The organism is Rhodoferax sp. XS2R6 (assembly GCF_056521365.1).
In genome coordinates this window covers 106,557-119,858 of the sequence record NZ_JBWMAY010000003.1, presented here as the reverse complement: position 1 = coordinate 119,858, position 13,302 = coordinate 106,557, and the positions used below count along the sequence as shown (strand labels likewise).

11 protein-coding genes and 1 pseudogene are annotated in these 13,302 nt (G+C 62.2%); 2 read left to right on the top strand and 10 right to left on the bottom strand.

Features of this window, described 5'->3' with window-relative positions:
* Positions 1-4: 4 nt before the first annotated feature.
* From AC097A_RS12105 to AC097A_RS12065, 9 genes are all read right to left on the bottom strand, one after another.
* Entirely contained in the window at positions 5-757 is a 753-nt protein-coding gene (locus tag AC097A_RS12105) for an ABC transporter ATP-binding protein (RefSeq protein ID WP_479621044.1), read from the bottom strand.
* The gene (locus AC097A_RS12100; protein ID WP_479621043.1) at positions 754-1,716 is read right to left on the bottom strand and encodes a branched-chain amino acid ABC transporter permease; all 963 of its coding nucleotides are present in this window, start codon (positions 1,714-1,716) and stop codon (positions 754-756) included. Before AC097A_RS12100 ends, AC097A_RS12105 begins: the two co-directional genes overlap by 4 nt.
* Positions 1,709-2,626 carry a branched-chain amino acid ABC transporter permease gene (locus AC097A_RS12095; RefSeq protein ID WP_479621042.1) on the bottom strand — a complete coding sequence of 306 codons (918 nt, stop codon included), beginning with the start codon at positions 2,624-2,626 and terminating at the stop codon, positions 1,709-1,711. Before AC097A_RS12095 ends, AC097A_RS12100 begins: the two co-directional genes overlap by 8 nt.
* Before the next feature lie 22 nt (positions 2,627-2,648).
* On the bottom strand, positions 2,649-3,845 hold the full coding sequence (locus tag AC097A_RS12090; RefSeq protein ID WP_479621041.1) for an ABC transporter substrate-binding protein: 1,197 nt from the start codon (positions 3,843-3,845) through the stop codon (positions 2,649-2,651).
* A 96-nt stretch (positions 3,846-3,941) separates the two neighbouring features.
* Entirely contained in the window at positions 3,942-4,178 is a 237-nt protein-coding gene (locus tag AC097A_RS12085; RefSeq protein ID WP_105262255.1) for a hypothetical protein, read from the bottom strand.
* A gap of 117 nt (positions 4,179-4,295) precedes the next feature.
* The gene (gene dbpA, locus AC097A_RS12080) at positions 4,296-5,678 is read right to left on the bottom strand and encodes an ATP-dependent RNA helicase DbpA (protein ID WP_479621040.1); all 1,383 of its coding nucleotides are present in this window, start codon (positions 5,676-5,678) and stop codon (positions 4,296-4,298) included.
* A 565-nt stretch (positions 5,679-6,243) separates the two neighbouring features.
* A complete protein-coding gene (locus AC097A_RS12075) occupies positions 6,244-6,897 on the bottom strand; it encodes a hypothetical protein (protein ID WP_479621039.1) in 654 nt (217 codons plus the stop codon).
* Between the two features lie 331 nt (positions 6,898-7,228).
* The gene (locus tag AC097A_RS12070; protein ID WP_479621038.1) at positions 7,229-7,540 is read right to left on the bottom strand and encodes a hypothetical protein; all 312 of its coding nucleotides are present in this window, start codon (positions 7,538-7,540) and stop codon (positions 7,229-7,231) included.
* 436 nt (positions 7,541-7,976) lie between these two features.
* A complete protein-coding gene (locus AC097A_RS12065; protein WP_479621037.1) occupies positions 7,977-8,663 on the bottom strand; it encodes a hypothetical protein in 687 nt (228 codons plus the stop codon).
* A 454-nt stretch (positions 8,664-9,117) separates the two neighbouring features.
* Here AC097A_RS12065 and AC097A_RS12060 point away from each other — a divergent pair, with 454 nt between their 5' ends.
* Positions 9,118-10,614 carry a M48 family metalloprotease gene (locus AC097A_RS12060; RefSeq protein WP_479621036.1) on the top strand — a complete coding sequence of 499 codons (1,497 nt, stop codon included), beginning with the start codon at positions 9,118-9,120 and terminating at the stop codon, positions 10,612-10,614.
* 57 nt (positions 10,615-10,671) lie between these two features.
* Complete coding sequence (locus AC097A_RS12055) at positions 10,672-11,814, top strand: M14 family metallopeptidase (RefSeq protein WP_479621035.1); 1,143 nt, start codon at positions 10,672-10,674, stop codon at positions 11,812-11,814.
* Here the strand turns inward: AC097A_RS12055 and AC097A_RS12050 are convergent.
* Positions 11,811-11,912: pseudogene (locus tag AC097A_RS12050) on the bottom strand (PEP-CTERM sorting domain-containing protein); the annotation flags it as partial. The gene AC097A_RS12055 and the pseudogene AC097A_RS12050 overlap by 4 nt on opposite strands.
* Positions 11,913-13,302: the final 1,390 nt, after the last annotated feature.

Here is a 13,302-nt window from a genome sequence, read left to right as displayed (position 1 = left end):
GTCGTCAGACCTCATCGCCTAGGTAGGCGCGGCGCACCTCAGCGTCTTCGCGGATGGCAGCGGGCACGCCGCTGGCAATCACCTTGCCAAACACCAGCACCGAGATCGCATCGGCCAGCTGGAACACCGCGTCCATATCGTGCTCCACCAACAGCAGAGTGGTCTCGCTGCGCAGGCTGTGTAGCAATTCCACCATGCGCTGCGATTCATCGGGCCCCATGCCGGCCAGCGGTTCGTCCAGCAACAGCAGCTTCGGGCCACCGGCCAGAGCCAGGCCCACTTCCAGCTGGCGCTGCTCGGCATGCGAGAGCGCGCCGGCCAGCGCATCCAGCCGCGTGCCCAGGCCCACGCGGCGCGCCACGGCGGCAGCGCGGTCCAGGCGCTGTGCCTCGGCATGCGCGGCTTTCCAGAAACGCAGGCTGCTGCCGTCCACGGCCTGCAGGGCCAGTGCCAGGTTGTCCAGCACGCTGAGGCGCAAGAACACGTTGGTGATCTGGTAGCTGCGCGCCAGGCCGCGGTGCACGCGGCGGTGGATGGGGTGGCGGGTGACGTCGTGGCCGTCAAACACAATCTGCCCGGCGTCGGGTTGCAGCGCGCCCGAGATCTGGTGGATCAACGTCGTCTTGCCCGCGCCGTTGGGGCCAATCAGCGCGTGGATCTGGCACGGTTGCACCGTCAGGTGGGCGTGGTCGGTGGCGGCCAGTGCGCCAAAGCGCTTGACCAGACCATTCACCTGCAGCAGCGGCGCGGTGCTCATGGCACCCTCCGCTTCAGCAGGCTCATCAGGCCTTGCGGTGCCACCAGCACCACCAGCAAGAGCAGTGCGCCCAGGCCCAACTGCCAGTGTTCGGTCATGTGGCCCAAAAACTCTTCCATCAGCAAAAAGGCCGCTGCGCCCACCAGGCCGCCCAGCACATGGCCCACGCCGCCCAGAATCACCATCACCATGAGCATGCCCGACTGGCTCCACTGCATGAGCGACGGGCTCACAAAGCTGCCCTGGTTGGCCAAGAGCGCACCTGCCAGGCCGGCCAGCGCACCCGCCAGTGTGAAGGCCACCAGCTTGTAGCGCAGCACCGCGTAGCCCAGCGCGGCCATGCGCACCTCGTTCTCGCGGATGGCCTGCAGGGCCTGGCCAAAGCGGGCGTTGAGCAGGCGGGTGATGAAAAGGATGGAGGCCACCAGCAGGGCCAGCGTCACGTAATACAGCGCGGTGTCTGTGAGTTCGAATCCCAAAGTGGAGCGGCCGGGCAGCGAGAGCCCATCGTCCCCACCATAGGCCTTGAGCGACACGGCCAGGTAGTACAGCATCTGCGCAAAGGCCAGTGTGATCATGATGAAGTACACGCCCTGCGTGCGCAGGCTGATGGCCCCGATAAGCAGGGCCAGCAGCGCACTCACCCCAATGGCCAGCGGCCAAGCCAGCCAGGCACTGCTGACGCCGTGCTGCATGAGGATGCCCACGGTGTAGGCGCCCACGCCCACAAAGGCCGCGTGGCCAAAACTCACCATGCCGCCAAAGCCGAGGATGAGGTTCAGGCTGGTGGCGGCGAGCGCAAACACCAGAATGCGTGTGGCCAGCGTCACATAAAAACTGTCGCCCAGCGCGGCCGCCACCCCGGGCAGGGCGCAGAGTGCGGCCAGCAGTGGTAGCGTCCAGCGCAGGTTCAGGCTGTGCTGCAGCAGGCTAGGGGATGACGGTGTGGACTTAACCATGGGCGGGGAACAGTCCACGCGGCTTGAAAGCCAGCACGGTGGCCATCAGCACATAAATGAGGATGGAGGCCACGGCTGGCGCCGCGTCCGTCGCCACCTGGGGGCTGAACAGCGCCTCGAACAGCATGGGCAGCAGCGTGCGCCCGCCCGAGTCCACCAGGCCTACTAGCAGCGCGCCCACCAGCGCACCGCGGATGGAACCAATGCCACCAATCACGATGACCACAAACGCCAGGATGAGGATGCTCTCGCCCATGCCCACCTGCACGGCCAGCAGTGGCCCCAGCATGCCGCCGGCCAACGCGCACAAGGCAGCACCCAGGCCAAACACGGCGGTGAACAGGCGCTGCACATTGGTACCCATGGCCAGCGCCATGTCGCGGTTCGACGCGCCGGCCCGCACCTGCATGCCCATGCGCGTCCGCGTGACCAGCAGGTAGAGCACGAGCGCCGTGGCCAGGCCCACCCCAATGATGAGCAGGCGAAACGCGGGGTAGAAAAAGCCGGGCAGCAGCTCCACGGGGCCGGCCAGTGCGGCGGGCGGGTTCAGCGACAGGGGCTGCGAGCCCCAGACCATGCGCACGCCTTCGTTGCACATGAGCAGGATGGCAAAGGTGCCCAGCACCTGCGTGACGTGGTCACGCAGGTACAGGCGGCGCAGCACGGTCACTTCCAGCAACATGCCCAGTGCGGCCGTGGTGACCACGCCGGCACCCAGACCGATCCAGAACGATCCACTGGCTGCCGACACGGTGGCAATCAGGTAGGCCCCCACCATGTAGAGCGAACCGTGGGCCAGGTTCACCATGTCCATGATGCCGAACACCAACGTGAGGCCGGCGGCCAGCAGAAACAGCATGAGCCCCAGCTGCAGGCCGTTCAAGGCCTGCTCCAGCAACAAAATCCCCATCGTTTCGGGTCAGGCGCGTGGTTTACAGGGCGGGCATCTTGCAGTTGCCCACGTAGGCGTCTGCGTGGTTTTTGAACACGGCACCCAGCGTACGGTTGGTCACGCGGCCCTTGGCGTCTTTGGTGATGACACGCAGGTAGTAGTCCTGGATGGGGAAGTGGTTGCTGTTGAACTTGAAGGCGCCACGCACAGAGTCGAACTTGGCCGCTTCCAGTGCCTTCTTCACGGCGGCCTTGTCGTCCAGCTTGCCCTTGCTGTCGCGCACGGCAGCGTCGATCAGGCGGGCCGCGTCGTAGCCTTGCGCCGCGTACAGCGTGGGCAGGCGGCCATAGGCCTTTTCAAACTCGGCCACAAACTTCTTGTTGGCCGCGTTGTCCATGTCGTGGCCCCACTGCGAGGTGTTGAACATGCCCAGCATGGGGTCACCCACCGCCTTGATCACGTCCTCGTCGCCCGAGAAACCGGGGCCAAACAGCGTGATGTCCTTGGATAAACCGGCACCGACAAACTGCTTGATGAAGTTGATGCCCAGGCCACCGGGCAGAAAGATGTAGACCGCGTCGGGCTTGCTGGCGCGCAGCTTGGAGAGCTCGGCGCTGTAGTCCAGCTGGTTCAGCGCGGTGTAGGTTTCAGACGCCACTTCACCCTTGAAGAAGCGTTTGAAGCCGGTGAGTGCGTCCTTGCCAGCCGGGTAGTTGGGGGCGATCAGCGCCACACGCTTGAAACCCTTGTCGGTAACCGTCTTACCCACTGCCTCGTGCATGTTGTCGTTTTGGTACGAGGCGCTGAAGAAATAGGGGCTGCACTGCTCGCCCGCGTACTGCGAGGGGCCGGCGTTGGCGCTGATGTAGAAAGTCTTGGACTGGAAGGTGGGGGTGCCCACGGCCAGCATCACGTTGGAGAACACGATGCCGGTGAGGAAGTCCACCTTGTCGCGCTTGACCAGGCGGTCTGCAGTTTGGCGGCCCACGTCGGGGTTGGCCTGGTCGTCAGCCACGATCACTTCGGCGGCGCGGCCACCGAGCTTGCCGTCGTTGAGTTTGATGGCCAGCTGGAAACCATCGCGAATGTCTACGCCCAAACCGGCGCCGGGGCCGGACAAAGTGCTCAGCAGGCCCACGCGCACGGGCTCGGTGGACTGGGCCATGGCGGTCACAGAGCAGGCGGCCAGGGCGGCAGCGGCGACAAGGCGCAGGGAGGCAAGACGGGCGAGGGACATTGCGAAGCTTCCTTTGTGGGATAGGGTGAGACCGAAACATTATCGGCCCATCCGGCTTCGCATCCGGCCCCGCAAGGGCCGGACATGTGGGTTGGCTTAGTTAAGCAGGTAGCTGTCGGCCTGGTCTTCAAAGTCTTCGGCGTCAATGGCAGCGTCAAACGCGGCGCGCGCGGCGATGGCTTCCTTGGTGTAGGGGATCAGCGGTTTGTCCAGCGGGCGCAGCTTGTGGCGGCGCAGGCCGCGCAGCTGCTGGGAGCGTTCCATGGTCTGCAAAACCAGCTCAGGCTCCATCATCAGGCTGAAGGGGTTCAGGGCGGCGGCGGTGTCTTTCATGGCGTTCTCCAGTGGGTTCATTGCGCTGTCCAATGACTTTGGCGCTTGAATGAACTGTAGTCACGCCCCCGGGGAACTGGAGTCGGTCACACGCTGTAAGTCGTGTAGGAATTTGCCTTACAACAAGCGTGCCCGCACGCTCTTGCCCTTCACCTTGCCCGCATTGAGCTTGGCGCAGGCGTCTTTGGCAATGTTCCGTTCCACGGCCACAAAGGTGCAGTACTCGGTGACCGCAATCTTGCCAATCTGCTCACGCGTATAGGCCTCGCCACCGTCGGTGCTGGTCAATGCGCCCAGCACGTCGCCGGGGCGGATCTTCTCTTTGCGGCCGCCGGCAATCTGCACGGTCACCATGGGCGGCAGCAGGCGACCGCTGCCCGTAGGCGTCAGTTCGTCGCGCTTGAACCAGACCGAAGGGGCGTTTTGGTACTGCTCGATCTTGCCAACCGATCCCATTTCATTCATGGTCACCAGGCTCACCGCCAAGCCCGACTGGCCCGCACGGCCGGTGCGGCCCACGCGGTGTACGTGCACCTCGGCGTCGGGCGTGATGTCCACGTTGATGACCAGGTCCAGCTCTTTCACATCCAGCCCGCGTGAGGCCACATCGGTGGCCACCAGCACCGAGCAGCTGCGGTTGGAGAACTGCGCCAGCACCTGGTCGCGGTCGCGCTGCTCCAGGTCGCCGTGCAGGGCCTGGGCCACAAAGCCCTGGCCTTGCAGCAGCGTCACCAGCTCGTTGCACTGCTGGCGGGTGTTGCAAAAGGCAATCGTGCTGGTGGGGCGGAAGTGGTTGAGCAGCAGGCCCACGGTGTCCAGCCGGTTGCTGCGCTCCACCTCGTAAAAGCGTTGCTCGATGGTGTTCTCGGCCACGGCCGCCTTCACGGTGATCTGCTGCGGATCGCGCATGAACTGTTGGGCCAGTTTCGCAATGCCCTCGGGGTAGGTGGCCGAGAACAGCAGGGTCTGGCGTTCCTTGGGGGTTTGCTTCACCACCGTGGCAATGTCGTCAAAGAAGCCCATGTCCAGCATGCGGTCCGCTTCGTCCAGCACCAGCGTGTTCAGGTTTTCCAAAGAGAGGTATTCACGCTCCAGCAAGTCCATGATGCGGCCGGGTGTGCCGACCACAATGTGGGCGCCGTTCTCAAGAGACGCGCGCTGGCCGCGCGTGGCCACGCCACCGCACAGCGTCACCACCTTGATGTTTTCTTCGGCGCGTGCCAGGCGGCGAATTTCCACCGTCACCTGGTCCGCCAGCTCACGCGTGGGGCACAGCACCATGGCCTGCACGGCAAACCAGCGCGGGTTCAGCTTGGCCAGCAGCGCCAGCGCAAAGGCTGCCGTCTTGCCGCTGCCGGTTTTGGCCTGGGCAATCAGGTCTTGGCCGACCAGTGCCACGGGTAGGCTGGCAGCCTGGATGGGCGTCATGGACTCGTAGCCCAGTTGTTGTAGGTTGGCCAGCGTGGCGGGGGAGAGGGGGAGAGAGGAGAAAGCAGTCATCCCCCGATTATCGGCGCTGGGGTTCGCCATCGGTTGGCTGGCAGCCCTAAATGCTATGGTTTTAGTAGCTGCTTGCGCATATTCCATGGGCGCTAGAGGCTTGTTTTATATGTAAGCGGCCTTGCTGGGGATTGGTGGGTGCACGGCGGGCGGCGTGGCCCGCGTTCTCCGGCTCGCGTCGCGGGTGGCTGTTTCTGGAGGGTTGGGGTTACTGCGTCAACGCCTTGGTGAGGGCGCCTGCTCTGTGGCAACCGCGAGTGCGACCTGCGCCCCCGGGCCCCACCACCCGCCTGGGTTGGTGGGCTTGGATGCGATTTAGAACTTCGCCTTCAGACTGAGGCTGTGTGAAAACTTATCGCGGTTGACGCCAGCCCGAAAGTCGACCGCTCAGATGGCCCAGGTTGCGTTTTGTTGAGTGTGCTAAGGGGGCAAGGACCCCTGAAAACATGACTCAACGGAGTTTTCACACAGCCTCGACTGGAAGCGGACATCAGACGGCACCGATTCAGCATCGGAAAGGGGCCGGATATCTCTTGTGAATTGCTTTCTCTCCGACCAACTACTACTAGTCGCTTTTTGATGCATCTTTTGCGGGAGTCGGCGAGGGAAAGCGAACTACGAACGTCTCTCCAGCTTCCGCACCTTTGATGGATTCTAAAATTGACTTTGTCAATCCAGAGAGTTGTTTCGTCGCAGCAGCTGTTGGCAGTGAAGTTTGATCTCCAGGCGGTCCCATCGAAACAAAACCACTTATTGATAATCTGCGAGATTGACCAAAGAGGTTGGACGCTGCGACTTGACCTACCACTTCATTGACGAAATACAGCCCTTCCTTGTTCGTGACTGCTTTCAATGGGCCTGCGCTCTTTTCGAACCAGTTTGACGTGGTCTGATTTCCAGGCCCTGTAATAGCGCAGTGGCGATTTGCATCAGCAGTGATAGGTTTGCCTCCGTTGATGCCGGGTATTCCCCGCGTTGTAGCAAACCGACTGAGCAAGGATAGACAGATGTCGGCGCTGGTACTAACTGGTTCAATTTGGTTCAACGCCAGAACAGATACACGAAAAATTGACCGAATACGCGTGGCGTCTGCCCCATCCAGTTGAACGAATGCAATAGTCGGGATCGTCGGAGTGTATAGCTCGGAAACATTCAATAGTCTCCATTCTTCATTTTGTGGAAGTTCCACCCGTACATCCGAAACGGAAATCGAGCGCATAGGTTGTGGATGTGCACAGCCGGACAGTAGTATGGTGATGGAGAGAATGACCAGCAAAAGTAATCGTAAGTACAAAATAGAGCTCTCCTCGGAAGCTACGTTAGCCAAAACGATCCGTGAATCGAAATGGAGAGCGACAAGCTTACAAAAACAATAATAGCCGTCATAAATTCAAACTTCCGCTTCCGCCGCGAAGCCGAGGCGTCTACAGACTGATTGCAGACTTTCACACCACTTTAAAGCAGTCGTTAAGGTGGGAGTGAGGGGTAGCCGGAGCGAAGAGTAGGGAAGCAAAAGCGCAGCTTTTGGCTTCCTCCGCTCGACTGCAGTGTTATGCAGCCTTTTCAATCGAACCGCCAGAGATCGTCAGAAGTAAGGTCACGACGCGCTCGCAAAGTGACTGTGACGGCGAGCGAACAGCCAGAACCAGTGGGTCTTCAGAAACAGGTTCGATGTGAACCTGATTCGTTTCGGAGGCGCCTCGGAGAAACAAGGAGAGTTCAACCCACTTGGAGTCTTCAGGTGTGTCGCTATCGCCATCGGAATCGACATCACATCCCGGACCCCACAAATGTTCGGCAACCAAATAGTAGGGAGGGCGCGGCCCCGGGTTTACTAGATGGATGATGTATTCGCGTTCCATTCTTTATGGTTACACAACGTTGTTAGACATCACCAGGAGCATGTTTCTCTTCCAGATAGTGAGCAAGCGATACATAAAAGTACTTGTGGTCTTCGTTTGCCGGCCACTTGAACGTGCAAGCCGTTTCGCCGTTGATCCAACCATGGCAGGTACGGATGAGTGTGCCGTCCTTCAACTGACTTGACCCAAATTTTGAATCTCCGCAGTTGGGGCAAATCATGGTGCCTCCCCGCGCGACATGCTGGGGCAGTTCGATTTCGCCAACTTTTCTGATATGCATTTGATAGGGCTATGTGTGGAAAGTCACCGAAATCGTATCAAACCTAGGCTTGCCAGAGTACGCCCGCTTTCGCCCCGAAGCCGAGGCGTCTACAGACTGAAAGCCGACTTTCACATCGCTCTAATGCAGTCGTTGGCGCTCCGCTTGAGCTAGGGGTTAGGCCGCACCCGTCTCATCCTGCGGCAGTTCCTCGTAGGACTGCTGCAAACGCTCCACGGCCTTTATAACTTCCGGGCGGGCCGAAAACGCCTGTACTTCCGCCTTTCCAAGCTTCTCGCGCTCGAGAATGGTCGCCAATGCATTGAGTTCAGACTGAAGTGTTGCGTAGACGAAGCTTCGGTCATGAAGAGTGCGGGCTTCGCTGATCACCTTCTCGGCATCTGTTTTTCGGTCTCGCATTCCTTCCGCCTTGTTGGAGAGAATTCGCAAAGCATCAGGAATCTCCTTGCTCAATGTGGCGTCCGCGCTTGCGGCGTATGCAAGGGCGGCTTGGTAGAACAACCATGCAATGTCTGATTGGATCAGCGTACGGAGGCGGTAATGTTCAGTTTGATGGAACTTCGAGTTGTCTAGTTCACGGAAGCCTTTACTCAGTTCCGTGGCATCAAACTCATCCCCATAGTCGCGGTATGCCTTGCACAACCCCAAGCACCGCGCGTAGTTGTGACTAACCGTGCCAAGGGTAGCCTGTAATTGACCGGCTATGACATCGAGACAGCCCTCTAGGTATCGCTGCTTCGTTGTCTCGTATTCCTTCTGACGGTAGTAGACGCGCATCGCGATCCAAGGACCGAATACAAGCGCCGCGATGGGACCGAGTGCTTTGATGTATTCGAGCAACATTTTCCAGTCAATTGTGCACATTGAATTCCCTGATGTTTAGATTTGAGCGAGCACTGCAATTGCTGGTCTTTTGTCATGGTAGCTGAGGCAACTACACGTTGGAATTCTTCAATGGGGTGCGATTTTGGAATGACCGTTTCCGCCGCATTGTGGCCGTTTACGGTTGACCTGGGCATCCCCTATTCGGGTGAATCTTCCCCCGCCCCATCGTCCAACCACGCCACGTCAGGCAGGTAGCCCGGGTACCCGGGCGCAGGCTCCACTCGCGGTTGCCACGGAGCAGGCGCGCCAGTCACGCCTTGATGGAACAACCCAAGCGAACCAGAAGCCGCCGCCCGCGACGAGGACGGAGAACGGGTGCACGGGCTACCTGCCCTCCAAGCCCGTAGGCCTGCAGGGGAGCCTCAAACCCCAGCCTTCCCTAAAATGCGATATCGCCCAAAACGTTAACCCCATGAATCTCAAACTCCCCAGCCTCCTGCTCACCGCCCTGTTGCTCTCCGCCTGCGGCACCACCATGGTCAACCCGGTCACCGGGCAGGCCGAGCGTTCGGTGATGAGCGAAGAGGACGAGGTGGCTGAGGGGGCCAAAGCGCATGCGGAGGTGTTGAAGGAATATGGCGTCTACAACAACGCCGCGGTGCAGCGTTATGTGACCAACCTGGGTCAGGCACTGGCGGCGCAAAGCCATCGCAACCAGCTGCAATGGCACTTCACCGTGCTCGACAGCCCCGAGATCAACGCCTTTGCGCTGCCCGGTGGCTATGTGTACGTGACGCGCGGCATCATGGCTTATATGGACAGCGAGGCCGATTTGGCTGGCGTCATCGGCCATGAGATTGGTCACGTGACGGCGCGCCATGGGGCGCAGCGCGCCACGCGCCAGCAAAACGCCGGGCTGGGCGTGCTGGCGGCCAGCGTGCTGGGTGCAGTGTTGGAGAGCCAGGGTTTTGGCGGGGCCGGGCAGCTGGCCAGCCAGGCCTCGCAAAGCGTGGCGGCGGGTTATGTCGCGTCGTACGGGCGCGAGCAGGAGCTGCAGGCAGACGGCCTGGGCGCGGAGTACCTGGCGCGCACACGCTACGACCCGCGCAACATGGTGGACGTGATCAACGTGCTGAAAAACCAGGAGCGGTTTGCCGCCGACCAGGCCAAAGCCGAAGGCCGCCCGGTGCCCAGTGGCGGCGACTGGCTGGCCTCGCACCCCAGCAACGACCAGCGCCTGCAGGCCATCACCGCGCTGTCGGCGCAGTACAAAGACCAGGGCAACTACAACAGCGAGGGGCGTGAGCGTTACCTCAAGCTCATTAGCGGCATGACCTTTGGCGACAGCCCGGCCCAGGGCCTGACGCGCGGGCGCAATTTCTACCACGAGCCTCTGGGCATTGCGCTCACCGCGCCCACCGGTTGGTACATCCAGAACGATGCCGACCAGCTGGCCCTGCTGAACACCGCGCGTGACGCGGCTGTGGTGGTGCGCGTGGCGCCTGCGCAGGCGGGCAAGACACACACGGATGTGATCCGCACCCTGCTCAAGCCCACACAGGGCCGCACAGAAACCACCACGCTCAACGGCCTGCAGGCCACGCGGTTTGCCGGTGCGCGCACCGCCAGCAATGGCCAGAGCCAGGCGCTGGAGGCCACGGTGATTACCGGCCCTGGCGACACCATCTACCTGCTGCAAACCAGCGCCAAAGATGCCAATGCGCTGCAACGCGCCCGCGCCCAGGTGCGCGAGGTGGAGGGCAGCTTTCGTGCCCTCACGGCACAAGACCGCGCCGCGGCACGGCCCTGGGGCATCAAGACGGTGGCCTACCCCAAGGGCGGGTTTGCCGAGCTGGCCAAAGCGTCACCCATTGCGCGGCCCGAGCAGCAGCTGCGCCTGATCAACGGTTACTACGGCGGTGGCGAGCCCAAGGTGGGGCAGCTGGTCAAAGTGGTGGATCCCCTTTAATTGCTATTAATACAGGAGCTGCTCGCGCAATAAGCACGCGGGCTAGAGGCCAATTTCATGCATAAACTGCACATCTCCACCCAGTTTGACTCCGGCGCTATTGACGTGGTGCGCCTGGAGCGTGCCGACGATATTCAGCTGCGTATCCGCAATGACAGCGCGGCGGACTTTGCCCAATGGTTTCACTTTTGCTTGCATGGCGCGGCCTTTCAGCCCGTGACCTTGCGTTTCTTGAACGCCTCTGAAAGCGCCTACCCCAAGGGCTGGGACGGCTACCAAGTGGTGGCCAGCTACGACCGCCAGGAGTGGACGCGGATTGACACCCACTACGACGGCAAAGAAATGACGGCGCGCCTGACGCCCATGGCGCAGGCGGTGTACTTTGCCTACTTCGAGCCCTACTCGTACGAGCAGCACCTGGACCTGCTGGCCTCGGCTGCCACCTCGCCCTGGGTCACGCAGCAGCGCCTGGGCAGCACCGTGCAGGGCCGCGACATGACGCTCCTGCGCATTACCGACGAAGCGGGCAACACGCCGCCCGAGCAGAAAAAGAAGGTCTGGATGATTGCCCGCCAGCACCCCGGCGAGACCATGGCCGAGTGGTTTGTGGAAGGTTTTTTGGAGCGCCTGCTGGACGCCGACGATGCGGTGGCCCGCGTGCTGCGCGACCGTTGTGTCTTTTACGTGGTGCCGCACATGAACCCCGACGGTGCGGTGCTGGGCAACCTGCGCACCAACGCCGCTGGTGCCAACCTGAACCGCGAGTGGGCCGCCCCCACGGCCGAACGCTCGCCCGAGGTGCTGCTGGTGCGCCAGGCCATGCTGGACATCGGCGTGGACCTGAACCTGGATGTGCACGGCGACGAGGGCCTGCCCTACAACTTTGTGGTTGGGTCTGAGGGCACGCCCGGCTACAGCCCGCGCGTGGCCGCGCTGGAAGACGCCTTCAAGGCCACTTGGGCCGCGAGCTGCCCGGATTTTCAGGACCGGGTGAACTACGGCAAGACGGCACCCGGCCAAGCCAACATGACGCTTGCTACCAACTGGATTGCCCAGCAGTTTGGCTGCATGGCTTTCACCGTGGAGATGCCATTTAAGGACAACGCCGACCTGCCGGACCCGCTGGTCGGCTGGAGCGGCGAACGCTCCAAAAAGCTGGGCGCCAGCGTGCTGCAGCCACTGCTGCAGTGGAGCGCCTAGGCCGATTTACCCATCTGGCGCTTGCGCGCCACGGCGCCCATCAGCCCCAGCCCGGCCAGCAGCATGGCGTAGGTTTCGGGTTCGGGTACGGCGGCAACTCCCCAGCTGGCAACCAGCAGCAGGCCGGGGGCGTAGAAGTTGTTCAGCGCAATGCGCGCCGCTGCGCCGCCGGTGTGAATCTGCAGCATGCCGCTGTAGTTTTCGCCCAGGTAAAACGCCGTGCCCGCCTGCGCGTAGTCATCAATTCCCGCAGCCTCTGACACCAGCCGCAGCCCGCTGGCGGGTCCACCGGACAGCAGCGTGAGCCGGTCGTAATAAAAGCCCTGGCGCAGCAGGGCATGGTGGTCTGCCGCCTGGAGGTCCAGCTCGAAGCTGCCGCTGCCAAAGTCTGGCGACAGATACACGCTGATGTCGGCCCCGGCCAGCCCAATCATCCCGCCCGCAAAGCTGGTGATGGGGGTGCTGCTGCTAACCAGCGGGCGGCCCAGGCTGGCCCCCATGCTCTGTAGCAGACCTGCATCGTCGGCGCTGTTGAGCACGGCATGCAGTGCGGCCAGCTCCATTGCCGGCGTGGCCGCACTGTTGGCGCTGGCGGTGGCCTGCCTGCCCAAGGCCGGCGCGGCCAGTGCAGAGAGGTTCCAGGCCTGTGCCGGGATGGAGAAGCGGCTCTCAAACGTGGCCTGCCCCGGTGTGGCGGCGGCTGCTAGCAGCGCAGCGGTGTCCGCACTGGCCGCCAGCAGGGTTTGGCTGTCGCTCAGCGCGGCGTTGTTCACCACGGCCTGTGCCGACAAGGGGCTGTTGAACCGCGGTATGCCGTAATCAGCGGTGCGCAGTGCAGCGATGTCTGCCGTCGCGGCGCTCAGCCGCTCCCCCCGCGAGGTGGCGGAGGTGCCTGCCGTGGCCGCCAGCGCGTCTGCGGTGTAGGCCAGGATCGATTTGCTTTCGTACTGCCCCGCCAGCGAGATACGGCCACTTAGGCCACTGCTTCCGCTCAGCAGTGCGGCGCCTGGTGTGAGCACTTGGGATGTGGTGTTCAGCTGCAGCCGCAGTCCGTTCAGCACATCGCCGGGCTGCGTGATGGCGGGCAGCTCCGGCAAGACCACGGCTTTGCTGCTGCTCACTCCATTGGGACTGCACTGCAGGTTGGGTGCCGCGCAAAACCAGCGGTTGAGGAGCGACTGCTGCACCGCCGTTGCGCCGACCAGGCTGCCCGTGAGCGCGAGTTGCGAATCCACTTGCAGCAGATTGCGGTTTGCGCCGGGTGCTACCGCTACCCCAGGATCAAAGATGGACACTGTGTGCCCGTATGCCAGTTCCAGCGTCAGCGTGGTGCCTGTCCAGGTTCCCAGGCGGTCATTCACCATTCGCTGTGAAATGATGGCTGTGTCCGTCAGCAGTGCCAGGTCCAGCCCGTCCGCAAAGCTGGCGGACTGGTTGAAGCTCTGGGTGTAGCTGGTGGCCAATGGCGCGGCGGACACCGCGTGGGCT

What these genes read in the sequence shown, in the direction of transcription:
- AC097A_RS12105 (WP_479621044.1), bottom strand. Translation starts at nt 757, where the DNA reads ATGAGCACCGCGCCGCTGCTGCAGGTGAATGGTCTGGTCAAGCGCTTT.
- AC097A_RS12100 (WP_479621043.1), bottom strand. Translation starts at nt 1,716, where the DNA reads ATGGTTAAGTCCACACCGTCATCCCCTAGCCTGCTGCAGCACAGCCTG.
- AC097A_RS12095 (WP_479621042.1), bottom strand. Translation starts at nt 2,626, where the DNA reads ATGGGGATTTTGTTGCTGGAGCAGGCCTTGAACGGCCTGCAGCTGGGG.
- AC097A_RS12090 (WP_479621041.1), bottom strand. Translation starts at nt 3,845, where the DNA reads ATGTCCCTCGCCCGTCTTGCCTCCCTGCGCCTTGTCGCCGCTGCCGCC.
- AC097A_RS12085 (WP_105262255.1), bottom strand. Translation starts at nt 4,178, where the DNA reads ATGAAAGACACCGCCGCCGCCCTGAACCCCTTCAGCCTGATGATGGAG.
- dbpA (WP_479621040.1), bottom strand. Translation starts at nt 5,678, where the DNA reads ATGACTGCTTTCTCCTCTCTCCCCCTCTCCCCCGCCACGCTGGCCAAC.
- AC097A_RS12075 (WP_479621039.1), bottom strand. Translation starts at nt 6,897, where the DNA reads ATGCGCTCGATTTCCGTTTCGGATGTACGGGTGGAACTTCCACAAAAT.
- AC097A_RS12070 (WP_479621038.1), bottom strand. Translation starts at nt 7,540, where the DNA reads ATGGAACGCGAATACATCATCCATCTAGTAAACCCGGGGCCGCGCCCT.
- AC097A_RS12065 (WP_479621037.1), bottom strand. Translation starts at nt 8,663, where the DNA reads ATGTTGCTCGAATACATCAAAGCACTCGGTCCCATCGCGGCGCTTGTA.
- AC097A_RS12060 (WP_479621036.1), top strand. Translation starts at nt 9,118, where the DNA reads ATGAATCTCAAACTCCCCAGCCTCCTGCTCACCGCCCTGTTGCTCTCC.
- AC097A_RS12055 (WP_479621035.1), top strand. Translation starts at nt 10,672, where the DNA reads ATGCATAAACTGCACATCTCCACCCAGTTTGACTCCGGCGCTATTGAC.